The sequence below is a fragment of the Eubacteriales bacterium mix99 genome (assembly GCA_038396605.1).
Classification (GTDB): Bacteria; Bacillota; Clostridia; order Caldicoprobacterales; family DTU083; genus UBA4874.
On sequence record CP121690.1, the window covers coordinates 2520703 to 2541899 of the forward strand.

Genomic DNA, 21197 nt, shown 5'->3' on the forward strand with positions numbered 1-21197 from the left:
TATGGCAAAGGTAAAAATTATGGAGACTGCCCTCCGGGATGCGCCTCAATCTCTTATCGCCACAAGGATGACCACAGATGAGATTCTGCCCATTGTTGGGCTCATGGATCAGGCTGGTTATTATTCCATGGAAATGTGGGGAGGCGCAACATTTGACACTTGTCTCCGGTTTTTGAATGAAGATCCATGGGAACGTCTGCGTAAAATACGAAAAAAGGTTAAGAATACAAAGCTTCAGATGCTGCTGCGTGGCCAGAATATTCTGGGCTATAAGCATTATCCGGATGATGTTCTCATTGAATTTATAAAAAGAGCGGTTGGAAATGGAATCGACGTGATCCGTATTTTTGATGCGTTGAATGATGTGCGCAATCTGGAGACTGCAATCACCACTACGGTAAAGGAAGGCGCTCATGCTCAGGCTGCCCTGTCCTATACCACCAGTCCGATTCACAACATTCAGTATTATATCGAAACTGCAAAGAAGCTGGAGTCCATGGGCGCAAATTCCATTTGTATCAAGGACATGGCTGGATTATTGAAGCCTTACGATGCGTATCAGCTGGTCAGCGGACTGAAAAAGGAAATTCATATTCCCATTGAACTGCACACGCATTGTACAACTGGGCTGGCTTCCATGACTTACCTGAAAGGCATTGAAGCAGGCGCTGATATCGTGGACTGCGCCATTTCGCCATTGTCCATGGGTACCTCCCAGCCGCCGACGGAGTCTCTGGTGGCTACTCTTCAGGGGACACCCTATGATACCGGACTGAATATGGACGTCCTGAATCAGGCTGCCGATTACTTTAAGACTCTTCGTGGGAAGTACATGAAAAATGGGTTGTTGAATCCCAAAGTGCTTTCGGTTGATGTCAATGGATTGATTTACCAGGTACCGGGCGGTATGTTATCCAATCTTTTATCCCAATTGAAACAGCAGGGTGAGGAAGATAAGTATGATGATGTGCTGAAGGAAGTCCCACGGGTTCGTGCAGATCTCGGATATCCGCCGCTGGTTACCCCAACCAGTCAGATTGTCGGCACACAGGCTGTTCTCAACGTCATTACCGGAGAAAGATATAAAATGGTTACCAAGGAGACAAAGGCTTATGTACGCGGCGAATACGGAAGATCGCCTGCACCCATCAGCGATGAGATCCGTCACAAACTTATTGGAAATGAAGAGCCTATCACATGCCGTCCGGCAGATCTTTTGAAACCGGGCCTGGAAGAATATCGGAATGCGATTAAAGGATATATGGAGCAGGAAGAGGATGTACTCTCCTATGCTTTGTTCCCACAGGTTGCAGAAAAGTTTTTCAAACAGCGTCAGGCAGAGAAATATAGGATAGACAGTACGATGCTGGATCAGGAAGATAAAGTTCATCCCGTCTGATAAAAGAGAAAAGGGCCTTTGGTGGAAGAGGGCCCTTTTTTTATCAAAAAGGGATATGGTAACGCAATGACAACATCTGGCTTTCTCTATAATAAGTATATATAATGGAAGAACTGTTCAATCCAAAAGGAGGAAGATGTTTGAATTCGTATTATGTCATTGACAGTCATTGTGATACGGTGATGAAGGTTGCGGATCAGGGAGCCCGACTGGACCGCGCGGGTCAATCCCATGTGACGATCCCGGGGCTCAGGGAGGGAAGGGTTGGTGTGCAGTTCTTTGCCGCATGGGTCGGACCAAAGAACAGGTATTCCCCGTGCCTTCAGCGGGGGCTTCAGTTAGTCGATGCCTATTATGGTATGCTGGACCGCTATCCGGAGGATTTCCTGCCGGTTTACCGGTTTCAGGACATCAATAAAGCGCAGGAACAGCATAAAATTGGTTGCCTTCTTACCGTGGAGGGCGGCGATGTCCTGGAGGGAGAGCCGGTAAACTTACGAATTCTTTATCGGCTTGGCGTCCGTGCGTTGACCCTGACTTGGAACTTTCGCAATGAAATTGCAGATGGAGTGATGGAGGATATGGCTCTGGGAGGGTTATCCGGATTCGGGCACGAGGTGGTCCGGGAAATGAATCGGCTGGGTATGCTGGTGGATGTATCCCACCTGTCCGAACGGGGGTTCCATGATGTGATGGAAGTTTCCGAAAAGCCTATTGCAGCCACTCACTCCAATGCATGGTCTGTGTGCAGGCATCCAAGAAATCTGAAGGATGATCAGATCAAGCTTCTTGCACAAAGGAAAGGTGTCATGGGGATGAATTTTTATCCTTCGTTTCTATCTTCGGGAGGTGCCGGCTTGTCGGATATTATTCATCATATTGAATATATTGCTGCGTTGGCAGGTATTGATGTCATTGGGTTTGGTTCCGATTTTGACGGAATTGGGGAAACGCCGGAAGGGATTCCCGGTCCGGAAGGATATGGTGGGATCATCAATGAATTGCTGAAGTTGAATTACCGGGAAGAGGATGTCCGAAAAATTGCATGCGGCAATTATCTGCGGCTGTTAAGGGAGATCCTGTGAGATAATGTATGGGAGACAGACAGAACGGCATAGAGGTGAGAAGAAAATGAACGAAAGGAACCCTGCGGGAAGGGCAGATCTTCATAATCATACCACGGCTTCCGATGGACTGCTTACTTCGGCACAGCTGGTTGATTTCGCTGCCCAAAAAGGATTGAAGGCAGTCGCCATAACGGATCACGATACGACGGACGGTATAGAAGAGGGGCAGGAAGCGGGATATACATTCCATATAACGGTCGTACCGGGAATTGAACTGAATACACAGATGGATCGAAAAGAGATTCACATACTGGGATATTTTATTGATAGGACTTCGCCTGTTTTACAGCACTGGCTGACAGAAATGAAAGAGGATCGAAAGATCCGTGCAAGGAAAATGGTGGATCGATTGACCAGCCTGTATGGTTTTCACATTACCTACGAAGATGTTCTGCGGCAGGCAGGGAAAGGTGGTTTGGGCAGACCCCATATTGGCCGTGCCCTGATGGAAAAGGGAATTGTGCGGGATGTTTCGGAAGCATTCAAAAAATATCTGGGTACCGATTGTCCTGCATATGTGGATCGTACCCCGCTTTCCCCGGCAGAAGGGATAGCAATGATCGAAAAGGCAGGAGGAGTTCCTGTACTGGCTCATCCGGGGCTTTTGCCGGATCAGGGGTTGCTGGAGCCTTTATGTAAAATGGGAATAAAGGGGATCGAAGTTTATCACAGTAAACACACACAGGAAGACAGCTTGCGTTATTCCCGCTTCGCTCAGGTCCATGGATTGTTGATCACCGGAGGAAGCGACTGCCATGGCGAACTGCATAACGGAATACCCACGGTAGGAGATGTTACGGTGGATACGGGTGTGGTGGAGGCTTTGAAAAGTTTGTCTGCAATTGGACACCATGATATAAATGATATGAATAAGCAAATAGATAAATATTCATAATTAGGTAGACATAATCTTGATTTCATGATACAATATGGTGAATATGATGGATTTGTATTTACAACTTTCATAATGGAGGTAATCCAACCCATGATTTTATCAAAAAAGGCCTGTGGGATATCAGAATCCCTTACCTTGTCCATTGATGCCAAAGCCAAGAAAATGAAATCAGAAGGTTATGATGTAGTGGGATTTGGAGCGGGAGAGCCTGATTTTCCCACTCCTGATTTTATTGTACAGGCAGCCAGGGAGGCATTGGATAAAGGCTTTACAAAATATACTCCTTCTTCGGGGACCCTGCAGTTGAGACAGGCAATCTGTAAAAAGTTTGAGAGAGAGAATCATATTACCTATACCCCGGATGAGGTGATTGTATCAAATGGTGCAAAACATTCCCTGTACAATATTTTTCAGGCGATCCTGAATCCGGGAGATGAAGTAATTATCCCGGGGCCGTATTGGCTCAGTTATCCGGAAATGGTCCGGATGGCGGATGGTGTTCCTGTAGTTGTGGATGTCAGGGAGGAGGATGGCTTCAGAGTTTCTGCAGATGATCTCAGAAAGGTGATTACACCTGGAACAAAGGCTTTTGTTTTGAACAATCCAGGCAACCCATGCGGATGCGTTTATCGGCAGAAGGAATTGCAGGCAATTGCGGATCTGGCAGTGGAGAACCGGTTCTTTATTATTTCTGATGAAATATATGAATCCCTGATTTATGACGGACAAAAGCATATCAGTATTGCATCGCTGAACGATTCAGTCCGGGATCTGACGTTTACGGTAAATGGCATGTCCAAAGCTTATGCCATGACCGGATGGCGAATTGGATATGCTGCCGGCCCGAAAGAGGCAATCCGGGTGATGGGAAATATACAGTCCCATTCAACGTCCAATCCCAACTCCATTGCCCAGTATGCCAGCACCGTCGCATTGAATGCGCCAAAAGACTGTGTTCAGGAAATGGTGAAGGAATTCGACAAAAGGCGGTTGTATATGATGGAGCGGATCCGTTCCATTCCTTATTTGTCCTGTAAAAAGCCGGAAGGTGCGTTTTATATCATGTTGAATATCCGCCAATGCTTCGGGAAACACCATGGGGATACCCTGATTCATGATTCCCTGAGCTTTTCCGATTCTTTGCTGGAATCCAGGATGGTAACCGTGGTTCCGGGTATTGCTTTTGGTGCTGATTCCTTTGTAAGGCTGTCTTATGCCAACTCCATGGATAATATCCGCAGGGGGTTGGATCGAATGGAAGAGTTTGTAAACGAACTGGCTTAATATTTCATATAAAAATACAGTAAGAAGGAGACAGACAATTGGAGGTATATGAAAACCCTCTTATCACACGATATGCATCCCGCAAAATGGCTGAGAATTTTTCCGACAAAAAGAAGTTCACTACATGGAGGAAGCTCTGGATTATTCTTGCGGAGACAGAAAAGGAATTGGGACTGCCCATCACTGAGGATCAAATCAATGAACTAAAATCCCACGAAACGGATCTGAACCTGGATGTGGCAGCGCAACGGGAAAAGGAAGTCCGCCATGATGTAATGGCCCATATTTATGCATATGGTCAGCAATGCCCGAAAGCCAGGCCGATTATTCATCTGGGAGCCACCAGCTGTTATGTTGATGACAATACAGATGCCATTTTGATGAGAGACGGGCTGCAGATTCTTCGGGGAAAATTGCTGGCCTGTATGGAACGATTGGCTGATTTTGCATGGAAATACAAAGAACTGCCCACTTTGGGATTTACCCATTTACAGCCGGCCCAGCTCACTACGGTGGGGAAGCGTGCCTGTCTGTGGCTCCAGGATTTGATGCTGGATCTGGAGGAGATGGAAGATGTGCTGAAAGCAATCCGCCTTCGTGGCGCCAAAGGGACGACCGGCACCCAGGCCAGCTTTCTGACGCTCTTTGAAGGTGATCAGGAAAAGGTGAAGGAGCTGGATGAAAGGATCGTGGAAAAGCTGGGATTTCATGAGGCTTATCCGGTAACCGGGCAAACCTATCCCCGCAAGCTGGACAGCAGGATATTGAATCTGTTGAGTTCCATTGCCCAAAGTGCATACAAATTCAGCAACGATCTTCGGTTGCTGCAGCATATGAAAGAGATTGAGGAACCTTTTGAAAGTCATCAAATCGGTTCTTCTGCCATGGCTTACAAAAGAAATCCCATGCGTTCGGAAAGAATATCTTCCCTTTCCCGGCTGGTGATCGTCAATTCCCTGAATTCGGCGATTACGGCATCCACTCAATGGCTGGAGCGGACGCTGGATGATTCTGCAAACAGGAGAATATCCATCCCACAGGCCTTTTTGGCAGTGGATGGCATTCTGAATCTCTATATGAATATCATTGGCGGCCTGGTGGTTTATCCGCAGGTGATTCATAAGCACATTATGGAGGAACTTCCCTTTATGGCAACGGAATATATTTTGATGGAAGCAGTGAAAAAGGGCGGAGACCGACAGGAACTGCATGAAAAAATAAGGGTGTATTCCATGGAAGCAGGTGCCCGTGTTAAGGAAAAAGGGGAAAGCAACGATCTGATGGACCGGATTGCTGCAGATCCTGCATTTGGTTTTACACGGAAGGAACTGGCGGATATTATGAACCCATCCAATTTTATAGGCAGGGCATCGGATCAGGTAAAAGACTTCCTTTCCGATTTTGTTCGTCCGATATTGGAGAAAAACAAAGACCAAATCGGTGAGGAAGAAGAACTGAAAGTTTAAAGATGGGCAAAATAGACAGAATAATAAGATGGAATAGAAGGTGGAATAGAAGGCAATGGATTCCGAATCCAATCAATCCGGAGAATAAAAAAAGAGTGGCTCTGTCCACTCTTTTTTGGCAGGGGAGACGCGACTCGAACACGCAACCAATGGTTTTGGAGACCACTACTCTACCAATTGAGCTACTCCCCTATGAATATTGACGATCTCTTCTTTGTGCAACAATAGTTATTATAATGCATCTGGACAAAGAAGTCAATGGATACGAACGAAAATACTGTATTTGGGGCAGAAAGGAATCTTCCATGAACAAAAAAAATGTTGAAATATATACAGATGGCGCTTGCAGTGGAAATCCGGGACCAGGTGGATGGGGTGCTGTTTTGATTTACAAAGGAGTCGAGCGGGAGATGTCCGGATTTGAACGGGATACCACCAACAACCGTATGGAACTAACCGGACCGATTAAAGCGCTGCGGGCTTTAAGACAGCCATGTGCAGTGAAGTTATACACGGATAGCGCTTATGTCTTTAATGCGTTTACGCGAAACTGGATCAGAAAATGGCAACAAAACGGATGGAAAACCAGTCAGAAACAGCCAGTGGAAAATCAGGATCTCTGGAAGGCATTGCTTGATCTGACACAAATTCATCAGGTGAAATGGTGCAAAGTAAAAGGGCACAGCGATAACGAGAAGAACAATCGATGCGATGAACTGGCAAAAAAGGCGGTAGCCGGTCAAAAAGGCATTGCTGACAGAGCATAGACATCCTTGAAATACAGCAATAAGGAAGGAGCTTTTCTGGTTTACATATTATATTTATGTAAACCAGAAAAGTTTTGATGATAGATTATAAGCGGGGTTTATAGCGTATTAAGTTTAGATGTTAGAATCATTGGAATTGGAATCCGATGGCAAAAACAAATATTCGAAATTGTGGAACAGGGATTGCCGGTTTGGATGAGTGGAATGCGGCAGCGTATCGATCGTCAGTAAAGATAGTAATCAAAATAGGATTAGGATATAATGATAATACTCTGTAAGGTTCGGCTCATTTGTAGCAAAAAAGAGGAGTATACTACTATGCGCAAAATACAAGTTTTGCGTACAGTACGATGTTTTTGATTATAGAATTGAATAATGGTTGTTTCATGCTGTAGGCAGGCTTTCCCCCATCTCTTCCGTTCAGAGATTCAAAGGGATTTAAACAGAATCAAATATTTATGATACAATACAGGTAGCTGCACAGGATCCATCAATCAATCGTAAGGAATTCATTCATAAGATATTATTCAGACGATGAAGTATTCTTTTTGATGATTGATGATTTCAAATGATATAATTATGATTATGATAAGGAAGGCTGATTTTATGGCGGATACTACTTCATACAGTGAAAAAAAAGGTCAGCGGAATGTCATAAAACTACGAAAGATTCTAAGGGATCTCCCCTCCTTCTGCAAGGAATATTTCCGTGGTACGGAGACGACTACTTCCATCTTGACAAGAGTCAATTATGCCTATGATCTTCGACTGTTTTTTGAATTCCTTACAAAGGAAGTTCCGGAGTTCAAGGATAAAGTCCCTCAGCAGCTCACAATTGAAGATTTGAAAAAAGTGGAAGCCGTTCATTTGGAAATGTTCCTCGAGCATATGTCGCTCTATAACCGAACAGAAGATGAGTTCACTGTCGAGAATCATGAACCCGGCAAAGCCAGAAAACTTTCCGCGATCCGCTCCTGCTTCTCTCACTTTTACAAAAAGGGCTACCTGGATCGAAATGTAGCGGAATTGGTCGATATTCCAAAAATCCACGAAAAAGCAATTATCCGGTTGGATGTCGATGAGGTGGCCAGGCTGCTGGATTCGGTTGAGAATGGTGAAGGCCTGACAAAAACCCAGAAAAGGTATCATAAATATACCCGCCAGAGGGATCTCACCCTGTTGACGCTCTTTCTGGGAACGGGTATCCGCATCAGTGAATGCGTTGGCCTGAACATTACGGATTTTGACTTCCATACCAATGGATTTAAAATCACCCGTAAAGGCGGTGATCAGGTACTTCTCTACTTCAGTGACGAGGTCCGCAAGGCTTTGCTGGACTACCTGAAGGAGAGGAAAAAAATAACCCCTCTTCCGGGTCATGAGGATGCCTTTTTTCTATCGCTGCAGCGAAAACGGTTAAGCAATCGTGCCATTCAGAATCTGGTCAAAAAATACGCCCGAATTATAAGTCCATTGAAAAAGATATCCCCTCATAAGCTTCGCAGTACTTATGGTACGACTCTTTACCGGGAGACAGGTGATATTTATCTGGTGGCAGATGTACTTGGGCATAAGGATGTAAATACGACCAGAAAGCACTATGCTGCCATCAGCGATGATAAAAGGCGGATGGCAGCCCGGGTGGTTAAATTGAGAGACGAATAAATCATGGAATCAGGGAACAGGGATCAGAAGCTGCTGACCTGCTGCGATATTGGGGGTCCTTAGCTGATTTCGTTCCTTGATTTCATCCACATAGTCCCGTATATCCCTTCCCGGGGGCAAATAGGCGGATGCAATTGTCCAGAGGGTATCTCCCTCTTCAACGTCCCATACAAGACAGTGGCTCGATGTGTCCATGGCATTGCCTTTGAACAGGAAGAAAGACATTGTGGACAGTAACAAAGTGAGTACCAATGTAATAAAAAAACTCAATCGCCATCCGGATCGGATATGCCAGGTCCTCTTTTTACCAACGCGTTTGTTTGCGGAATGCAATTTTGACTCCATATTTACACCTCCGGAACGTATGTTCTCCATACCAGGATTATATGCGAACATGTGTTCCTTGTCAAGGCTTTTTTAGAATTTTCATATGAAAACTGAAAGCTAAATAAAGCTAAATAAACCAGGAAAAAAGAATCGTTCACCAGGAATTAGGTATCAAATCAGGAATCATTGGAAAATCCGAACATTTGTTTGAATTTGCTTCCCTGCTATGTTATAATTTTCTTGGAGAAAAGATCATAAGGATTGAGGTGTTGAGCATGTCGAAACCCCTTAGCGATAAGCAAAGGAGAATTCTTGAATATCTGAAACAGGAAATCCGCACCAAGGGCTATCCCCCGTCTGTTCGCGAAATTGGCGAAGCTGTGGGGCTGAAGTCTACTTCCACTGTTCACGGATATCTGGAGCGGCTAGAGAAGAAAGGCCTTATTCGCAGAGACCCCAGCAAACCCAGAGCGATAGAAATATTGGATCAGTCTACCTGCTTTACCAAAAAAGAAGTCGTCAATGTACCGATTGTAGGGCAGGTTACAGCAGGACAACCGATTCTTGCCGTGGAAAACATAGAAGACACCTTCCCCATTCCTACGGATTATCTACATAACAGTGATGCTTTCATGCTTTCCGTCCGTGGAGAGAGCATGATTGGGGCAGGAATCCTCAATGGGGATTATGTGATTGTTCAAAAGCAATCGACCGCGGAGAATGGTGAAATTGTCGTTGCCCTGATAGAAGATGAGGCGACGGTAAAGACATTCTATAAGGAAAAGGATGTCTTTCGCCTGCAGCCGGAAAATCCCCAAATGGATCCCATTTATGTTCAGGATGTCAGGATCCTGGGGAAAGTCATCGGCGTGATCCGGATGTTCCGGTAAGTAAGTCACCGGGCAGAGGATCAAAGCTGAATAAAGCCCTCCTCGTACATTCTTGTAAGCACTTTCATCATTGCCAGTTTGACATGTGCATAGGTCAGACCTCCCTGCAGATAGGCAATATAGGGTTCCCGGATGGGGGCATCTGCGCTGAGTTCAATGGAAGCCCCCTGCACGAAAGTGCCTGCTGCCATAATGACCTGATGCTCATAGCCAGGCATATCCCAGGGATAGGGTACCACATGTCCGTCAACGGGAGATGCAGATTGAATCGCCTGACAGAAAGCGATCAGCTCCCTCGCGGATCGGAATTCAATGGATTGAATGATGTCCGATCGATGTTCCTCCCATTCCGGCAGGACCCGATATCCCAACTGGTGGAATATCCTTCCGGCCAGGACAGCTCCCTTCAGGGCCTCTGCCACAGTGTGTGGCGCAAGGAACAGCCCCTGATAATACAGGATATACCCATACGGAAAGGAACCTTCTTCTTTTCCGATTCCAGGGGAGGTTAACCTCTGTGACAAAAGATCAATGGCCCGTTTGGTACCGACAGCGTAGGCTCCTGTTGGTGCCAGACCACCTCCTGGATTTTTAATCAGGGATCCCACCGTCAGATCGGCATTCACACTGCTGGGTTCCCTTTCTTCCGTAAATTCTCCATAGCAGTTGTCTACCAGGATGAATACATCCGGACGAAGACTCCTGATAAAGGATATGGTATCCCCTATTTCTGAGACGGTCAGGGATTTTCTCCATCCATATCCCTTGGATCTTTGAATGAGGATCGTTTTGATCCGCTTATTTTCCAGCTTTTCTTTTATTTTGTCACGATCGATGTTGCCCTCCGGGGAAAAGTCCACTTCCTGATAGGAAACATTCCATTCCCGGAGCGATCCCGGGACAGCTTCCCGGATGCCAATAACGTCATTCAGGGTATCATAGGGACATCCGGTAACCGACAAAAGGATATCGCCTGGCCGTAACAGGGCAAACAGGCTGTCACTCAATACATGGGTCCCCGACACCCACTGGGGCCGTACCAGCGCACTCTCCCCTCCAAAAATATCACGATAGACCTCATCCAGTGCATCTCTCCCGTCATCTCCATATCCATAACCGGTGGTACCGATAAAATGTCTCGGACTGATCCTGTGCTTTCCAAATACATTGAGTATTCTTGCCTGATGATATTCTGCCATTTCATTCAAATCAGTAAACTTCTTTTGGATATCCCGTTGGGCATTCCGGACAAAGGACAGTGCTTTTGGATGGATATGCATTTCGTTCAGGTAATAATCTGAATAATTCATTTGTCACCTCATGCAGTTTTTGTATTGATCTTTCATCATCGCGATCATCGCGCATACAGAAAGGAACCAGCCAAAGGATGGTTCCGTTTCTTTTCATCCTGAATTTATCTATGGGACGGACGTACTTTCTGCCGGATTACTCTTCTTCCGGCTCCTGTATGGCATTCCCGAAAGAAACAGGACGGGCAGGGGTAATGGTGGAAATCGCATGCTTGTACATCATCATTTGCTTTCCATCGCTCTCCATGATAATGATAAAATTATCAAATCCCTTCACTATGCCCTTCAACTGAAATCCATTGGTCAGATGAACGGTAACAGGAACATGTTCCTTTCTGGCCTGATTCAGGAATACATCCTGTAAGACAATGGTTGATTTTGATGCCATCTTATAAACCACCCTTTCCTATCTTTTTCTATTGGTACCCTAATACGGAAAACTGGTACCCTAATACGGAAAACGAATTTTCAGCCTGTGTTTCCGCTGTTACAGATATCATTATACACCATCTGTTGCCATTTAGAAAGACCATTTTTTCTCAATATCGGAAATTATCTGGTCACAAAGGAAGGATCTATCTTCCGACTGATTTCCATCCAGCCAATGAATTCTCTTCTCTCTCTGAAACCACGTCAGCTGGCGTTTTGCAAATCTTCTGGTATTCCTTTTCAGCAGTTCCACTGCTTCCTCCCAGGTGGATCGTCCCTCCAGATAATGGAGGATCTCCTTGTAACCCAGGCCCTGCATGGAAACCAGATCTCCCCGATAGCCCATATCCAACAGTTTCTTTACTTCCTTTACCAATCCGGACTGTATCATCCGATCCACTCTTTTGTTGATTCTTTCATACAGTTTTGATCGGCCCATAGTCAATCCGTAAAGCATCCAGTCATAACAGGGAGATTCCATATTATGATAATCCTGGCGAAATTCCATCATGGTCTTTCCGGTAACATGATAGACTTCCAGAGCGCGTATCGTCCTTCTTGTATCATTGGGATGCAGCCTTGCTGCCGTGTCCGGATCGGTCTGTTCCAGAAGATCATGTAAGTATTGGTTATCATGCTGTTCCAGCACCTTGTTTAAATGGCTCCGATATTCCGGATCCTCCGCTGCATCCGTAAAACCCATGGGATACAGAATGGAATTGATATATAAACCGGTGCCCCCAGCCAGGATGGGCAGCTTTTTCCCTGCGTTGATTTTTCGTATGCTTTCCCCTGCACCTTTCTGGAAAAGAGCCGCATTGAACGCTTCATCCGGCTCCACAACATCCATCATGTAATGAGGAATCCCCTGCCGTTCCTCCAGGGTCGGCTTTGCCGTTCCGATATTCATGTATCGGTAAATCTGCATGGAATCTGCGGATACAATTTCTCCATGAATTCCTTTCGCCAGCCGGATTGCCAGATCGGTTTTACCAACCCCTGTCGGCCCCACAATCACAACCAAAGGTATCTTTTTCATTGCTTATATCGTCCTTTTACACTATTCTCTTGAATTTTTTCTCCAGTTCATATCGGCTTATTGTGATCAGGATCGGCCTTCCATGAGGACAGGTCAATGGAATTTTTTTACGGCTCAGATCTCTCAACAGGCTCCGGATTTCATTTTCTGATAATTTATCATTGGCCTTTACGGCTTTCTTACAGGACATCCGGATGATGTCCTCCTTCTGCAGGAGCAGTCTGGTATTGCCTGCCTTGTAATCCGGCTGATCCAGCAATTCCCGGAACAAGTCCCTTATACCGGACTCCTTTACTAAAACAGGGACAGCCCGGACAAGAAAAGACTTTCCCCCAAAAGGCTCCATGTCAAAACCGACGGAAGAAAGATTCTGCAGGCTCTCCGACAAAACCAGATACTCGTCATGGGTGACTTCCAATACATAAGGGGGAGATAATTGCTGGCTGAGTACTTCCTGTTTCTGTATGGCATCCTTAAACTTTTCATAAAGCAAGCGCTCATGGGCAGCATGTTGATCAATAATGTAAAGATTCGTATCCGTTTCTGCCAGAATAAAAGTAGAAAAAGCGCTCCCTATAATATTCATCTTCATAAAACGACAGGCATCCATAGGATTGTCATCTTTGCCTGCATTCATACCGGAAGTCCGGAGATCCTCCTCTTCCTTTCGGATATACATGGGCCTGGAAGCCATTTCTTCCTTCATCTGCAGAGGAATGTCTTTCTGCATCTGTGAGAGGTCTTCTGCAGCGGATTCCCCGTCCTTCGAAACGGTGGTGGAATGGTCCGGTTCGGAATGATCCGCATCCGGGGAATCCATATCCGAGAAGGATGAGGATGACACGGATGGCAACGCATCCAGCTGGACGGACTCCGGTTGATTTTCCTGCACATTCACAGAAGGTATATAGGGCTTCTCTTCCAGAAATCCTTTCAGATACTTCAGAAGGAGTTGATAGATTTCCTTCTGGTCCCGGAATCGGATTTCGGTTTTGGATGGGTGAACATTTACATCAATGTCCCTGGAAGGCAAATGGATGCTTAAAACGCACCAGGGAAAATGATTGATCATGGTCTGATCCCGGGCGGCTTCCTCCACGCACTGGGACAATAGCGGGCTTTTGATATATCTCCCGTTTACAAAGAAGGATTGATGACTGCGGTTGGTTCTGGCAAGGGAAGGTTTCCCCACATAGCCAGAAACGGACAGGCTGCTTCCAGCCGGTTTCGCATCTATTGCGATCAGCTCATTTTTTACATCCTTTCCATATATGGTAAGGATCGCATCCAAAAGGCAATTTGTTCCCGGAGAGTGATAAATAATTTTCCCATTGCTGATATACTTGAAGGAGATTTCAGGGTGAGCCAGAATCAGTTTGGCAGTCAGCTCACTGATGGCGGCAGTTTCACTTCGTGGAGATTTCAGAAACTTCAACCTGGCCGGAGCATTGTAGAACAGGTTGCGGACAAGAATCGTCGTACCTTCCGGACATCCTGCCTCTTCCACGCGGATCATCTCGCCTCCATGATTGACCAGGCGATATCCGGATAACGCATTTCTTTGCCTTGTCATCATTTCCATCTGAGAAACAGAGCAGATACTTGCCAGGGCTTCTCCCCGAAAGCCAAGGGTTTGAATGTTGCTTAAGTCGTCTGCATCGGATATCTTGCTGGTGGCATGCCGCTGAAAGGACGCTTTTGCATCGTCTTCCTCCATGCCTGTTCCGTTGTCTGTCACACGGAGAAAGGAAATGCCTCCATTTTCCACTTCCAGGGTGATGGCCTTTGCATCTGCATCAATGGAATTTTCCATCAGTTCCTTGACAATGGAAGCCGGCCGCTCCACCACTTCGCCGGCCGCGATCTGATTCACTATAAAATGATCCAGTTTATGTATGATCGGCATGTTTCCCCTCCTCCCCTGTTGCTTTTGCTTTCTGTACCAGCCGATACAGAATATCAATGGCTTCCATTGGTGTGATATGATTGATATCCAGACTGCGCAATTCCCTTTCCACCTCGGAAGGCTCCGAAGGCGGGGAATCTAATGTCTGCGTAGAATTTTCCGACTCATTGCCGTCCGGCTCGTCGCAGGCACTTGCGATTTCTTCCTCTGTCCCGGACTGGTGTATTCTGTCATCTTCCTCCAGCTGTTTCAATATCTTCTTTGCCCGCTCCACCACGGCATCCGGCAGGCCAGCCAGTTTTGCCACCTGAATGCCAAAGCTCCGGTCCGCCCCGCCCCGAACAATTTTACGCAGGAACAGAATATCATCTCCCTGCTCTTTCACCGCAACCCGGTAATTTTTGACTCCCGGAAGGCTGCCTTCCAGTTCTGTCAGTTCATGATAATGTGTGGCAAACAGGGTTTTTGCCTTTAAAGACGGCTCTTCACAGATATGCTCCACTACGGCATAGGCAATGCTGAGGCCATCAAAGGTACTGGTGCCACGGCCAATTTCGTCCAGAATCAGCAGACTTTTGGATGTGGCATTATTGAGGATATTGGCGACTTCGCTCATTTCCACCATAAAGGTGCTCTGTCCGGATGCCAGATCATCCGATGCGCCAACCCGTGTAAAGATCCGATCCACCAGTCCAATTTTTGCCTCTCTCGCCGGAACAAAGCAACCGATCTGAGCCAGTAGCACAATCAGGGCAACCTGGCGCATGTAGGTGCTTTTCCCTGCCATATTTGGTCCGGTAATGATCATGAAATGATCTTCCCCTGTTTTCATGTCGGTGTCGTTGGGGACAAACAAACCGTGAGGAAGCGCTTTTTCCACAACAGGATGCCGCCCGTCCCGGATTTGAAGAACACCGTCTTCCCGGATCTCCGGCCGGACGTAATCGTTTTCGTAGGATACCCGTGCCAGAGAATACAAAGCATCCAGAACGGCAAGGATCCCTGCGACATTCTGAATTCTGGAAACCTGCGCCGCTGTCTGCTCCCGGATCTCCGTAAACAGCCGATACTCCAGACGAATGCTTTTATCCTCTGCACCCATAATGGTGTTTTCCATTTCCTTCAGCTCCGGGGTAATGTATCGTTCTGAATTGGCAAGGGTCTGCTTTCGCATATAGGAATCCGGGACCAGACTCAGATTGGGTTTGGTCACATCGATGTAATAACCAAAAACCTTGTTGAACCCTATTTTTAAGTTCCGGATCCCCGTCTGTTCCCGTTCCTGCTGTTCCAGAGATGCAATCCATTTTTTGCCATCCGTCATGGCCAACCGGTACTGATCCAGTTCTTCATTCCAACCGTCCTTGATCAGGCTGCCCTCCCGGAGGGAGATGGGCGGGTCTTCAAAGATGGATTTTTCGAGAAGTCCCTGGATATTCTCCAGCACATCCATTTTTTCATGAAACTCTGCCAGCAGACGGCTCCTGCACTGTGCCAGAAGATCTTTTACTGCCGGCAGAATGGCAAGCGAATCCTTCAGGGAAAGCATATCCCTGGCATTTGCATTGCCAAAGGTAATCCGGCTTACCAACCTTTCCAGATCATGAACTTTCCCCAGCTGTTCTCTTATCTCATCCATCCAAAGTGGATGATGGATCATCTCTTCCACTGCATTGAGACGGTCTTCCACTGCCTCTTTTTGTATCAGGGGCTGCTGTACCCACTGTCGGAGCATTCTTCCTCCCATGGCGGTGTTCGTTTGATCCAGGAGCCACAGTACAGATCCCTTTTTTCCCTTCCCCCGTATGGTCTCGGTCAGTTCCAGATTTCTGCGGGCTGCTGCGTCCAGCATCATATAGGATTGAGGAAAATAAGCCTTGATCCGGTTGATGTGCTGCAGGGCATTTTTCTGGGTTTCCGACAAATATTCCAATAAAGCTCCTGCCGCACAAATTCCCGGCTTCATGCCCTGACACCCAAAACCATCCAGAGACTGTACCCTGAAATGTTCCAGCAGACATCGGTATGCATTGGACCATTGGTATGCCCACTCATGATAAGAGGTGATAAAGGGGGAAAACCGGCTTCGTATGGTGTTCAGGAAAGAAGAATCCGATGAAAGATCTTCACTGATCAGGATTTCACTGGGCTGGATTCTTGCCATCTCATCCAGCAATTTGTCCTCCACGTTGCCGGACGTAATCTCCGAAATAAAAAATTCACCGGTTGAAACATCCACACCGGAAAGACCGTAAGCATTTCCATCCTTCTTCAGGGAAAGCAGAAAGTTATTTGTTTTCTCTTCCAGCATGGAGCTTTCCAGAACGGTCCCGGGAGTTACCACCCGGATAACCTGGCGCTCCACCAACCCTTTTGCCTCCGAAGGATCCTGGGTTTGTTCGCATATCGCCACCTTATGCCCGTTTTCAATCAGCTTTGCAATATAGCTGTCCACGGCATGATACGGAACCCCGCACATGGGTGCTCTTTCCTTCAGACCGCAGTCCTTTCCCGTCAGGGCAATTTCCAGCTCTTTGGATGCCAGAATGGCATCCTCAAAAAACATTTCATAAAAATCACCCAATCGGAAAAAAAGTATGGTGTCCTTGTATTGTTCCTTTATCTGAAAATATTGCTGCATCATCGGAGTCAAACCAGCCATAAACAACCTCCCACTCCTAAGCTTCCTGCTATTTATTATAACCTGTACCAAGCGAGCCTGCAAGTTTCTCCATTCTTCCGCAGAATCCGGAATGACCGGAATGCATTTGTTGAATCATGATGATTGCCTCTTTTTCGCTGCATAAACCAGCTGATATTGAACAATCTAAGCAGGAATGGAATTTTGGCCTTATGGGAGAATCAAATGAAAATAAGGAAACGGAATAAAAACCCCAAAAACAGAAAATCCATGGAAGAAAGGCAGTCCTACACCTCCAGAAGTGAAGACAGGGTAAGTCTGACGCTGTCCAGGGATGGGAATGAAAACCTAGAGAAATTCAAGGCATTTCTGGAGGAAAGCTCCGATGCGGTTTTTCGTCAATTTGAGCTTGGGACCAGCGGAATTTCCTGTGCTTTGGTTTATATTGACGGCCTGGTGGATAATGTAGTGATTCAGCAGATGATCATGAGGCCCATGATGATTGAACTGTCAAAACTGGAGAAAACAGGAATTACAATAGGCAAAGAAAATGCTTATAATTTTGTGGAAAATAATGTAATTCCTGTGGGGGAGGTTCAGGAAGCAGATACCCTGGACAAAGCCATGCGTTTTGTTATGTCCGGGGAAGTGGTATTGATCCTGGACGGATACGATAAAGTTCTCATTATCAATGCACGTGGATGGCCGGACCGTGGTATCTCCGATCCGGATACGGAAGGTGTCATCCGGGGCGCAAAAGAGGGTTTTACGGAAACTTTGCGAACCAATACGGCTCTTCTGAGAAGAAAATGCAAGGATCCCAATATGGTGATCCGCACCATACAGCTGGGCAGAAGGAGTAAAACAGATGTCGCTTATGTCTATATCAAGGGGATTACCGATCCGGATTTGATTACAGAGCTGGAGGAGAGACTGAGCAAAATCGATATCGATCAGATTTTCAGTTCCGGTCACCTGGAGCAGCTGATTGAGGACAGTTCCAACTCGCCTCTTCCCCAAATGCAGGCGACGGAGCGGCCGGATAAAACCGTAGCCAATCTGATGGAAGGGAGAATTGCCATTCTCACGGATAACAGTCCATTTGCCCTGCTGATCCCCGCAACGTTTGCGCAGTTTTTTCAAAGCCCGGAAGATTATAGTGAAAGATGGATTACTTCCTCCTTTATTCGAACACTGCGCTGGATTGCTTCTTTCCTGGCAGTATTTACCCCGGCTGTCTATATTGCTCTGGTGAGTTTTCATTCGGGCCTGATACCGATACGGCTGGCTCTTTCCATTGCCGCTACCAGATCCGGAGTCCCATTTCCATCCATTGTGGAGGCAATTATCATGGAGACCACGATTGAGCTGTTGAGGGAATCCGGCGCGAGGCTTCCGAAGCCAATCGGTCAGACGATCGGCATTGTAGGGGGGCTTATCATAGGGGAGGCAGCGGTCAATGCAGGTTTGACCAGCCCAACCATGGTAATCGTTGTTTCCCTGACTGCCATTGCGTCCTTTGTCATACCAACTTACAGCGCGGCAATCGGCCTCCGGACAATGCGCTTTCCACTGATGCTTCTTGCAGGGACGATGGGCCTCTATGGAGTCATGTTAGGCTTTATCGCAATCAACATTCATCTGATATCCATGAAAAGCTTTGGAATGAGCTACATGACGCCTCAGTCCCCGCTGATTCTGCAAGATCTGAAGGATTTTATTATCCGGGGACCTGCCAAAAAGATGAAAAAAAGACCGGTTCAATCCTATGCAATTGATATGGTGCGAATGGATATGGATGAGAGGGAGAATCATGAAGAAACCACAGGGATTGAGTAATTTTCAGATTACAGCCGTTGTGACACAGAGCATAATCGGGCTCATCATGCTGGGGATTGCACGCCGGGCCGCCCGTATGGCCGGAATCGACGGAGTATTTGTTACTTTGATAACAGGTGTTCTGTCCGCTGCTGTCGCAGCTGTTATGATCCTTCTTGGCAATCGTTTTCCCAATCAGACTGTGATTGAATTTTCACAGGAGATACTTGGAAAATTTCTTGGCAGGCTGTTTGGCGCTTTCTTTGTTTTCTATACCATGCTGGTGACAGCTGTGACGGTCCGGGGGTTTGCGGATGCATTGATAATGCTGTTACTGCCCAAAACTCCGATTGAATTTGTCATGATCACCATGCTGATTCTCTGTTCTTATTGCGTTGCAGGCGGAATCAGTTCGGTGGCTAGAATCAATGAAATTTTTCTGCCTCCGGTGATTATCGTTATCTCATTGGTTATATTGATGAATATAGGAGACGTGGATTTATTTCGGTATCGTGCTGTCTTTTCCAATGGAATCAAGCCTATTTTGAGTGGAATAGCTGAAATATCCACAGCGTATCTTGGTTACGAGATCCTTTTTTTCCTTTCCCCCGTGGTAAAGAACAAGGATAAGATGATGCCATATGGCCTGGCAGGAATTGCAATCCCCCTGGTTCTCTATTCCGGCCTGGTTTTTGTATCCATTGGCATTGATGGCGCTTCGGCAACTGCAGATATCATTTATCCGACGATACAGCTGGCCAGGCGTATTTCCCTGTTCGGGTCCGCTGTGGAGAAATTCGATATTCTCTTTATTCTGCTGTGGATTCTGTCAATATTCACTACAATTATTACATTTCTGTATATGGCATCCATTTCTGTAACCCGTCTGGCCGGCCTCCGAAATTACAAACCTTTTATCTTTATGTTGATTCCATTGATCTATATGATTGCCATTCTTCCGGCAAACATTGTGGATATCAATACAGTGGTCACGCTATCCGATTATATCGGAACGGCTGTGGTGCTCAGCTGTATCCCCATGCTGCTGCTATCCATCCTTCGAAAAAAGGGGGGAAAGAAAAATGGTTCGTAAAAAGCTTGTCCTTTTTCTTTTTTTGATTCCTTCCCTGCTTTTAACGGCAACATCCTGCTGGGACCGGATTGAAATTGAGGATCGGGCCATTATAATCGGCATGGCCATGGATCTGGCAGAAGATGAGGAAAAGATCGTGGTTACCTTTCAAATTGCTCAGCCACGGGCCTATGTGGCGGAGTCCCAGGGCAGCGTGGAAGGGTATTACAATGTCACAAAAACAGCGGAAGATCTGGCCGGTGCCAGAAATAAGCTTTCCAGGAGCATCAACACGATTCCAACGCTGGAACAGTGTCAGGTGGTACTCGTGGGAGATAAGCTGGCACAAAAAGGCCTGAGTAATTATATGGACTTTTTGCTGCGGACTAATGAAGCCAGAAGGCAGCTTCAGATAGGTGTGGTGGAGGGATTGGCCCGACATATGCTGGAAATAAAGTTCAAATCCGACCTGGCTCCCTCCTTTGTGATATCGGAAATGATGAGTCAAAATAGTACATACAACTTTCGGATGACAGATTATATGAGCCTGGAAAAGCTGCATACGGCTTTTATCGAAAATAACGACTTTATTCTTTCCCAGATCAAACAAACGGGAAATGGGTTGTATATGGCCGGCGGCGCTGTTATTAAAGGCTTTAAACTGGCGGGATGGCTCAGTGGGGAAGAAATGATTGGCGCCCGATTTATAAGGGGAGATGCCTCTTCCGGATACCTGACGGTGGATATGCCTTCTTTCATGGGGAAAAAGATCATGCTGAGAGTTTATGAGACGAAATCGGACTTTCATCCGGAAATAAGAGACGATAAACTGGTGGCTGTTCTGAATCTCCGTCTGGAAGGCGACATTGACGAAATTGTCAATCCCAATGGAAACTGGACCAGTAAAAAACTAATTAACCAGTGTTCCACTCAGATCGAGAAATATGTAAGGACGATCGTCAATGATGCGTTCCATAAGTCCCGGCGTGTTTATAACAGTGAGCCTTTTCGCCTGAAGGAAAAGCTAAAATGTTATTATCCGGCCTACTGGAAAGCCAATTCGGCAAATTGGGATGAAATCTATCAGGCAGCGGAGCTGGAGACAAATATTGAGGTCAATATCCGAAGGGTAGGAGAAATCAGAAGCCCCTGAAAACGGACT

At 46.4% G+C, this 21197-nt stretch carries 17 protein-coding genes and 1 tRNA gene; 11 read left to right on the forward strand and 7 right to left on the reverse strand.

The genetic code is table 11. From position 1 onward, the window contains the following. Nucleotide 1 precedes the first annotated feature (1 nt). From QBE55_11185 to purB, 5 genes are all read left to right on the forward strand, one after another. Entirely contained in the window at nt 2–1399 is a 1398-nt protein-coding gene (locus tag QBE55_11185; protein WZL78093.1) for an oxaloacetate decarboxylase subunit alpha, read from the forward strand. 140 nt (nt 1400–1539) lie between these two features. Continuing rightward, nucleotides 1540–2484 (forward strand): dipeptidase, encoded by a 945-nt coding sequence (locus tag QBE55_11190; protein WZL78094.1) that lies wholly within the window; start codon nt 1540–1542, stop codon nt 2482–2484. 46 nt (nt 2485–2530) lie between these two features. Continuing rightward, the gene (locus QBE55_11195; protein ID WZL78095.1) at nt 2531–3421 is read left to right on the forward strand and encodes a PHP domain-containing protein; all 891 of its coding nucleotides are present in this window, start codon (nt 2531–2533) and stop codon (nt 3419–3421) included. Nucleotides 3422–3511: 90 nt separating this feature from the next. Next, the gene (locus tag QBE55_11200; protein ID WZL78096.1) at nt 3512–4705 is read left to right on the forward strand and encodes a pyridoxal phosphate-dependent aminotransferase; all 1194 of its coding nucleotides are present in this window, start codon (nt 3512–3514) and stop codon (nt 4703–4705) included. Between the two features lie 38 nt (nt 4706–4743). Beyond that, on the forward strand, nt 4744–6171 hold the full coding sequence (purB, locus tag QBE55_11205) for an adenylosuccinate lyase (GenBank protein ID WZL78097.1): 1428 nt from the start codon (nt 4744–4746) through the stop codon (nt 6169–6171). Nucleotides 6172–6287: 116 nt separating this feature from the next. On the opposite strand, the gene QBE55_11210 is transcribed toward purB, so the two are convergent. Continuing rightward, nucleotides 6288–6363: transfer RNA gene (locus QBE55_11210), tRNA-Trp, on the reverse strand. A 113-nt stretch (nt 6364–6476) separates the two neighbouring features. Here QBE55_11210 and rnhA point away from each other — a divergent pair. Both rnhA and QBE55_11220 read left to right on the forward strand, forming a co-directional pair. Continuing rightward, on the forward strand, nt 6477–6938 hold the full coding sequence (gene rnhA / locus QBE55_11215; protein WZL78098.1) for a ribonuclease HI: 462 nt from the start codon (nt 6477–6479) through the stop codon (nt 6936–6938). A 606-nt stretch (nt 6939–7544) separates the two neighbouring features. Beyond that, on the forward strand, nt 7545–8603 hold the full coding sequence (locus QBE55_11220) for a tyrosine-type recombinase/integrase (protein ID WZL78099.1): 1059 nt from the start codon (nt 7545–7547) through the stop codon (nt 8601–8603). Nucleotides 8604–8612: 9 nt separating this feature from the next. Here the strand turns inward: QBE55_11220 and QBE55_11225 are convergent, their stop codons facing one another. After that, nucleotides 8613–8948 carry a LysM peptidoglycan-binding domain-containing protein gene (locus QBE55_11225; GenBank protein WZL78100.1) on the reverse strand — a complete coding sequence of 112 codons (336 nt, stop codon included), beginning with the start codon at nt 8946–8948 and terminating at the stop codon, nt 8613–8615. Nucleotides 8949–9205: 257 nt separating this feature from the next. Between QBE55_11225 and lexA the strand changes: the two genes are divergently transcribed. Continuing rightward, a complete protein-coding gene (gene lexA / locus QBE55_11230; protein WZL78101.1) occupies nt 9206–9820 on the forward strand; it encodes a transcriptional repressor LexA in 615 nt (204 codons plus the stop codon). 20 nt (nt 9821–9840) lie between these two features. Here lexA and QBE55_11235 read toward each other — a convergent pair whose 3' ends face one another. The 5 genes from QBE55_11235 to mutS form a co-directional block, all read right to left on the reverse strand. Next, on the reverse strand, nt 9841–11130 hold the full coding sequence (locus tag QBE55_11235) for a methionine gamma-lyase family protein (protein WZL78102.1): 1290 nt from the start codon (nt 11128–11130) through the stop codon (nt 9841–9843). 136 nt (nt 11131–11266) lie between these two features. Beyond that, nucleotides 11267–11518 (reverse strand): RNA chaperone Hfq, encoded by a 252-nt coding sequence (gene hfq, locus QBE55_11240; GenBank protein WZL78103.1) that lies wholly within the window; start codon nt 11516–11518, stop codon nt 11267–11269. A gap of 132 nt (nt 11519–11650) precedes the next feature. Next, nucleotides 11651–12598: a tRNA (adenosine(37)-N6)-dimethylallyltransferase MiaA gene (miaA, locus tag QBE55_11245; protein WZL78104.1), complete on the reverse strand. Its 948-nt coding sequence runs from the start codon at nt 12596–12598 to the stop codon at nt 11651–11653. Nucleotides 12599–12614: 16 nt separating this feature from the next. After that, nucleotides 12615–14504 (reverse strand): DNA mismatch repair endonuclease MutL, encoded by a 1890-nt coding sequence (mutL, locus tag QBE55_11250; GenBank protein ID WZL78105.1) that lies wholly within the window; start codon nt 14502–14504, stop codon nt 12615–12617. Beyond that, on the reverse strand, nt 14488–17166 hold the full coding sequence (mutS, locus tag QBE55_11255) for a DNA mismatch repair protein MutS (protein ID WZL78106.1): 2679 nt from the start codon (nt 17164–17166) through the stop codon (nt 14488–14490). Before mutS ends, mutL begins: the two co-directional genes overlap by 17 nt. 204 nt (nt 17167–17370) lie before the next feature. Here mutS and QBE55_11260 point away from each other — a divergent pair, with 204 nt between their 5' ends. From QBE55_11260 to QBE55_11270, 3 genes are read left to right on the forward strand one after another with little or no spacing between them, the layout of a single operon-like run. Then, the gene (locus tag QBE55_11260; GenBank protein ID WZL78107.1) at nt 17371–18984 is read left to right on the forward strand and encodes a spore germination protein; all 1614 of its coding nucleotides are present in this window, start codon (nt 17371–17373) and stop codon (nt 18982–18984) included. Continuing rightward, entirely contained in the window at nt 18959–20056 is a 1098-nt protein-coding gene (locus tag QBE55_11265; GenBank protein WZL78108.1) for an endospore germination permease, read from the forward strand. The genes QBE55_11260 and QBE55_11265 overlap by 26 nt, the downstream gene beginning before the upstream one ends. After that, complete coding sequence (locus QBE55_11270; GenBank protein ID WZL78109.1) at nt 20046–21188, forward strand: Ger(x)C family spore germination protein; 1143 nt, start codon at nt 20046–20048, stop codon at nt 21186–21188. Before QBE55_11265 ends, QBE55_11270 begins: the two co-directional genes overlap by 11 nt. Nucleotides 21189–21197 lie beyond the last annotated feature (9 nt).

Excerpts from the sequence above, each read along its gene's own strand:
- QBE55_11185 (WZL78093.1), top strand. The coding sequence starts at position 2 with ATGGCAAAGGTAAAAATTATGGAGACTGCCCTCCGGGATGCGCCTCAA.
- QBE55_11195 (WZL78095.1), top strand. The coding sequence starts at position 2,531 with ATGAACGAAAGGAACCCTGCGGGAAGGGCAGATCTTCATAATCATACC.
- QBE55_11200 (WZL78096.1), top strand. The coding sequence starts at position 3,512 with ATGATTTTATCAAAAAAGGCCTGTGGGATATCAGAATCCCTTACCTTG.
- rnhA (WZL78098.1), top strand. The coding sequence starts at position 6,477 with ATGAACAAAAAAAATGTTGAAATATATACAGATGGCGCTTGCAGTGGA.
- QBE55_11220 (WZL78099.1), top strand. The coding sequence starts at position 7,545 with ATGGCGGATACTACTTCATACAGTGAAAAAAAAGGTCAGCGGAATGTC.
- QBE55_11225 (WZL78100.1), bottom strand. The coding sequence starts at position 8,948 with ATGGAGTCAAAATTGCATTCCGCAAACAAACGCGTTGGTAAAAAGAGG.
- lexA (WZL78101.1), top strand. The coding sequence starts at position 9,206 with ATGTCGAAACCCCTTAGCGATAAGCAAAGGAGAATTCTTGAATATCTG.
- QBE55_11235 (WZL78102.1), bottom strand. The coding sequence starts at position 11,130 with ATGAATTATTCAGATTATTACCTGAACGAAATGCATATCCATCCAAAA.
- hfq (WZL78103.1), bottom strand. The coding sequence starts at position 11,518 with ATGGCATCAAAATCAACCATTGTCTTACAGGATGTATTCCTGAATCAG.
- miaA (WZL78104.1), bottom strand. The coding sequence starts at position 12,598 with ATGAAAAAGATACCTTTGGTTGTGATTGTGGGGCCGACAGGGGTTGGT.
- mutL (WZL78105.1), bottom strand. The coding sequence starts at position 14,504 with ATGCCGATCATACATAAACTGGATCATTTTATAGTGAATCAGATCGCG.
- mutS (WZL78106.1), bottom strand. The coding sequence starts at position 17,166 with ATGGCTGGTTTGACTCCGATGATGCAGCAATATTTTCAGATAAAGGAA.
- QBE55_11260 (WZL78107.1), top strand. The coding sequence starts at position 17,371 with ATGAAAATAAGGAAACGGAATAAAAACCCCAAAAACAGAAAATCCATG.
- QBE55_11265 (WZL78108.1), top strand. The coding sequence starts at position 18,959 with ATGAAGAAACCACAGGGATTGAGTAATTTTCAGATTACAGCCGTTGTG.
- QBE55_11270 (WZL78109.1), top strand. The coding sequence starts at position 20,046 with ATGGTTCGTAAAAAGCTTGTCCTTTTTCTTTTTTTGATTCCTTCCCTG.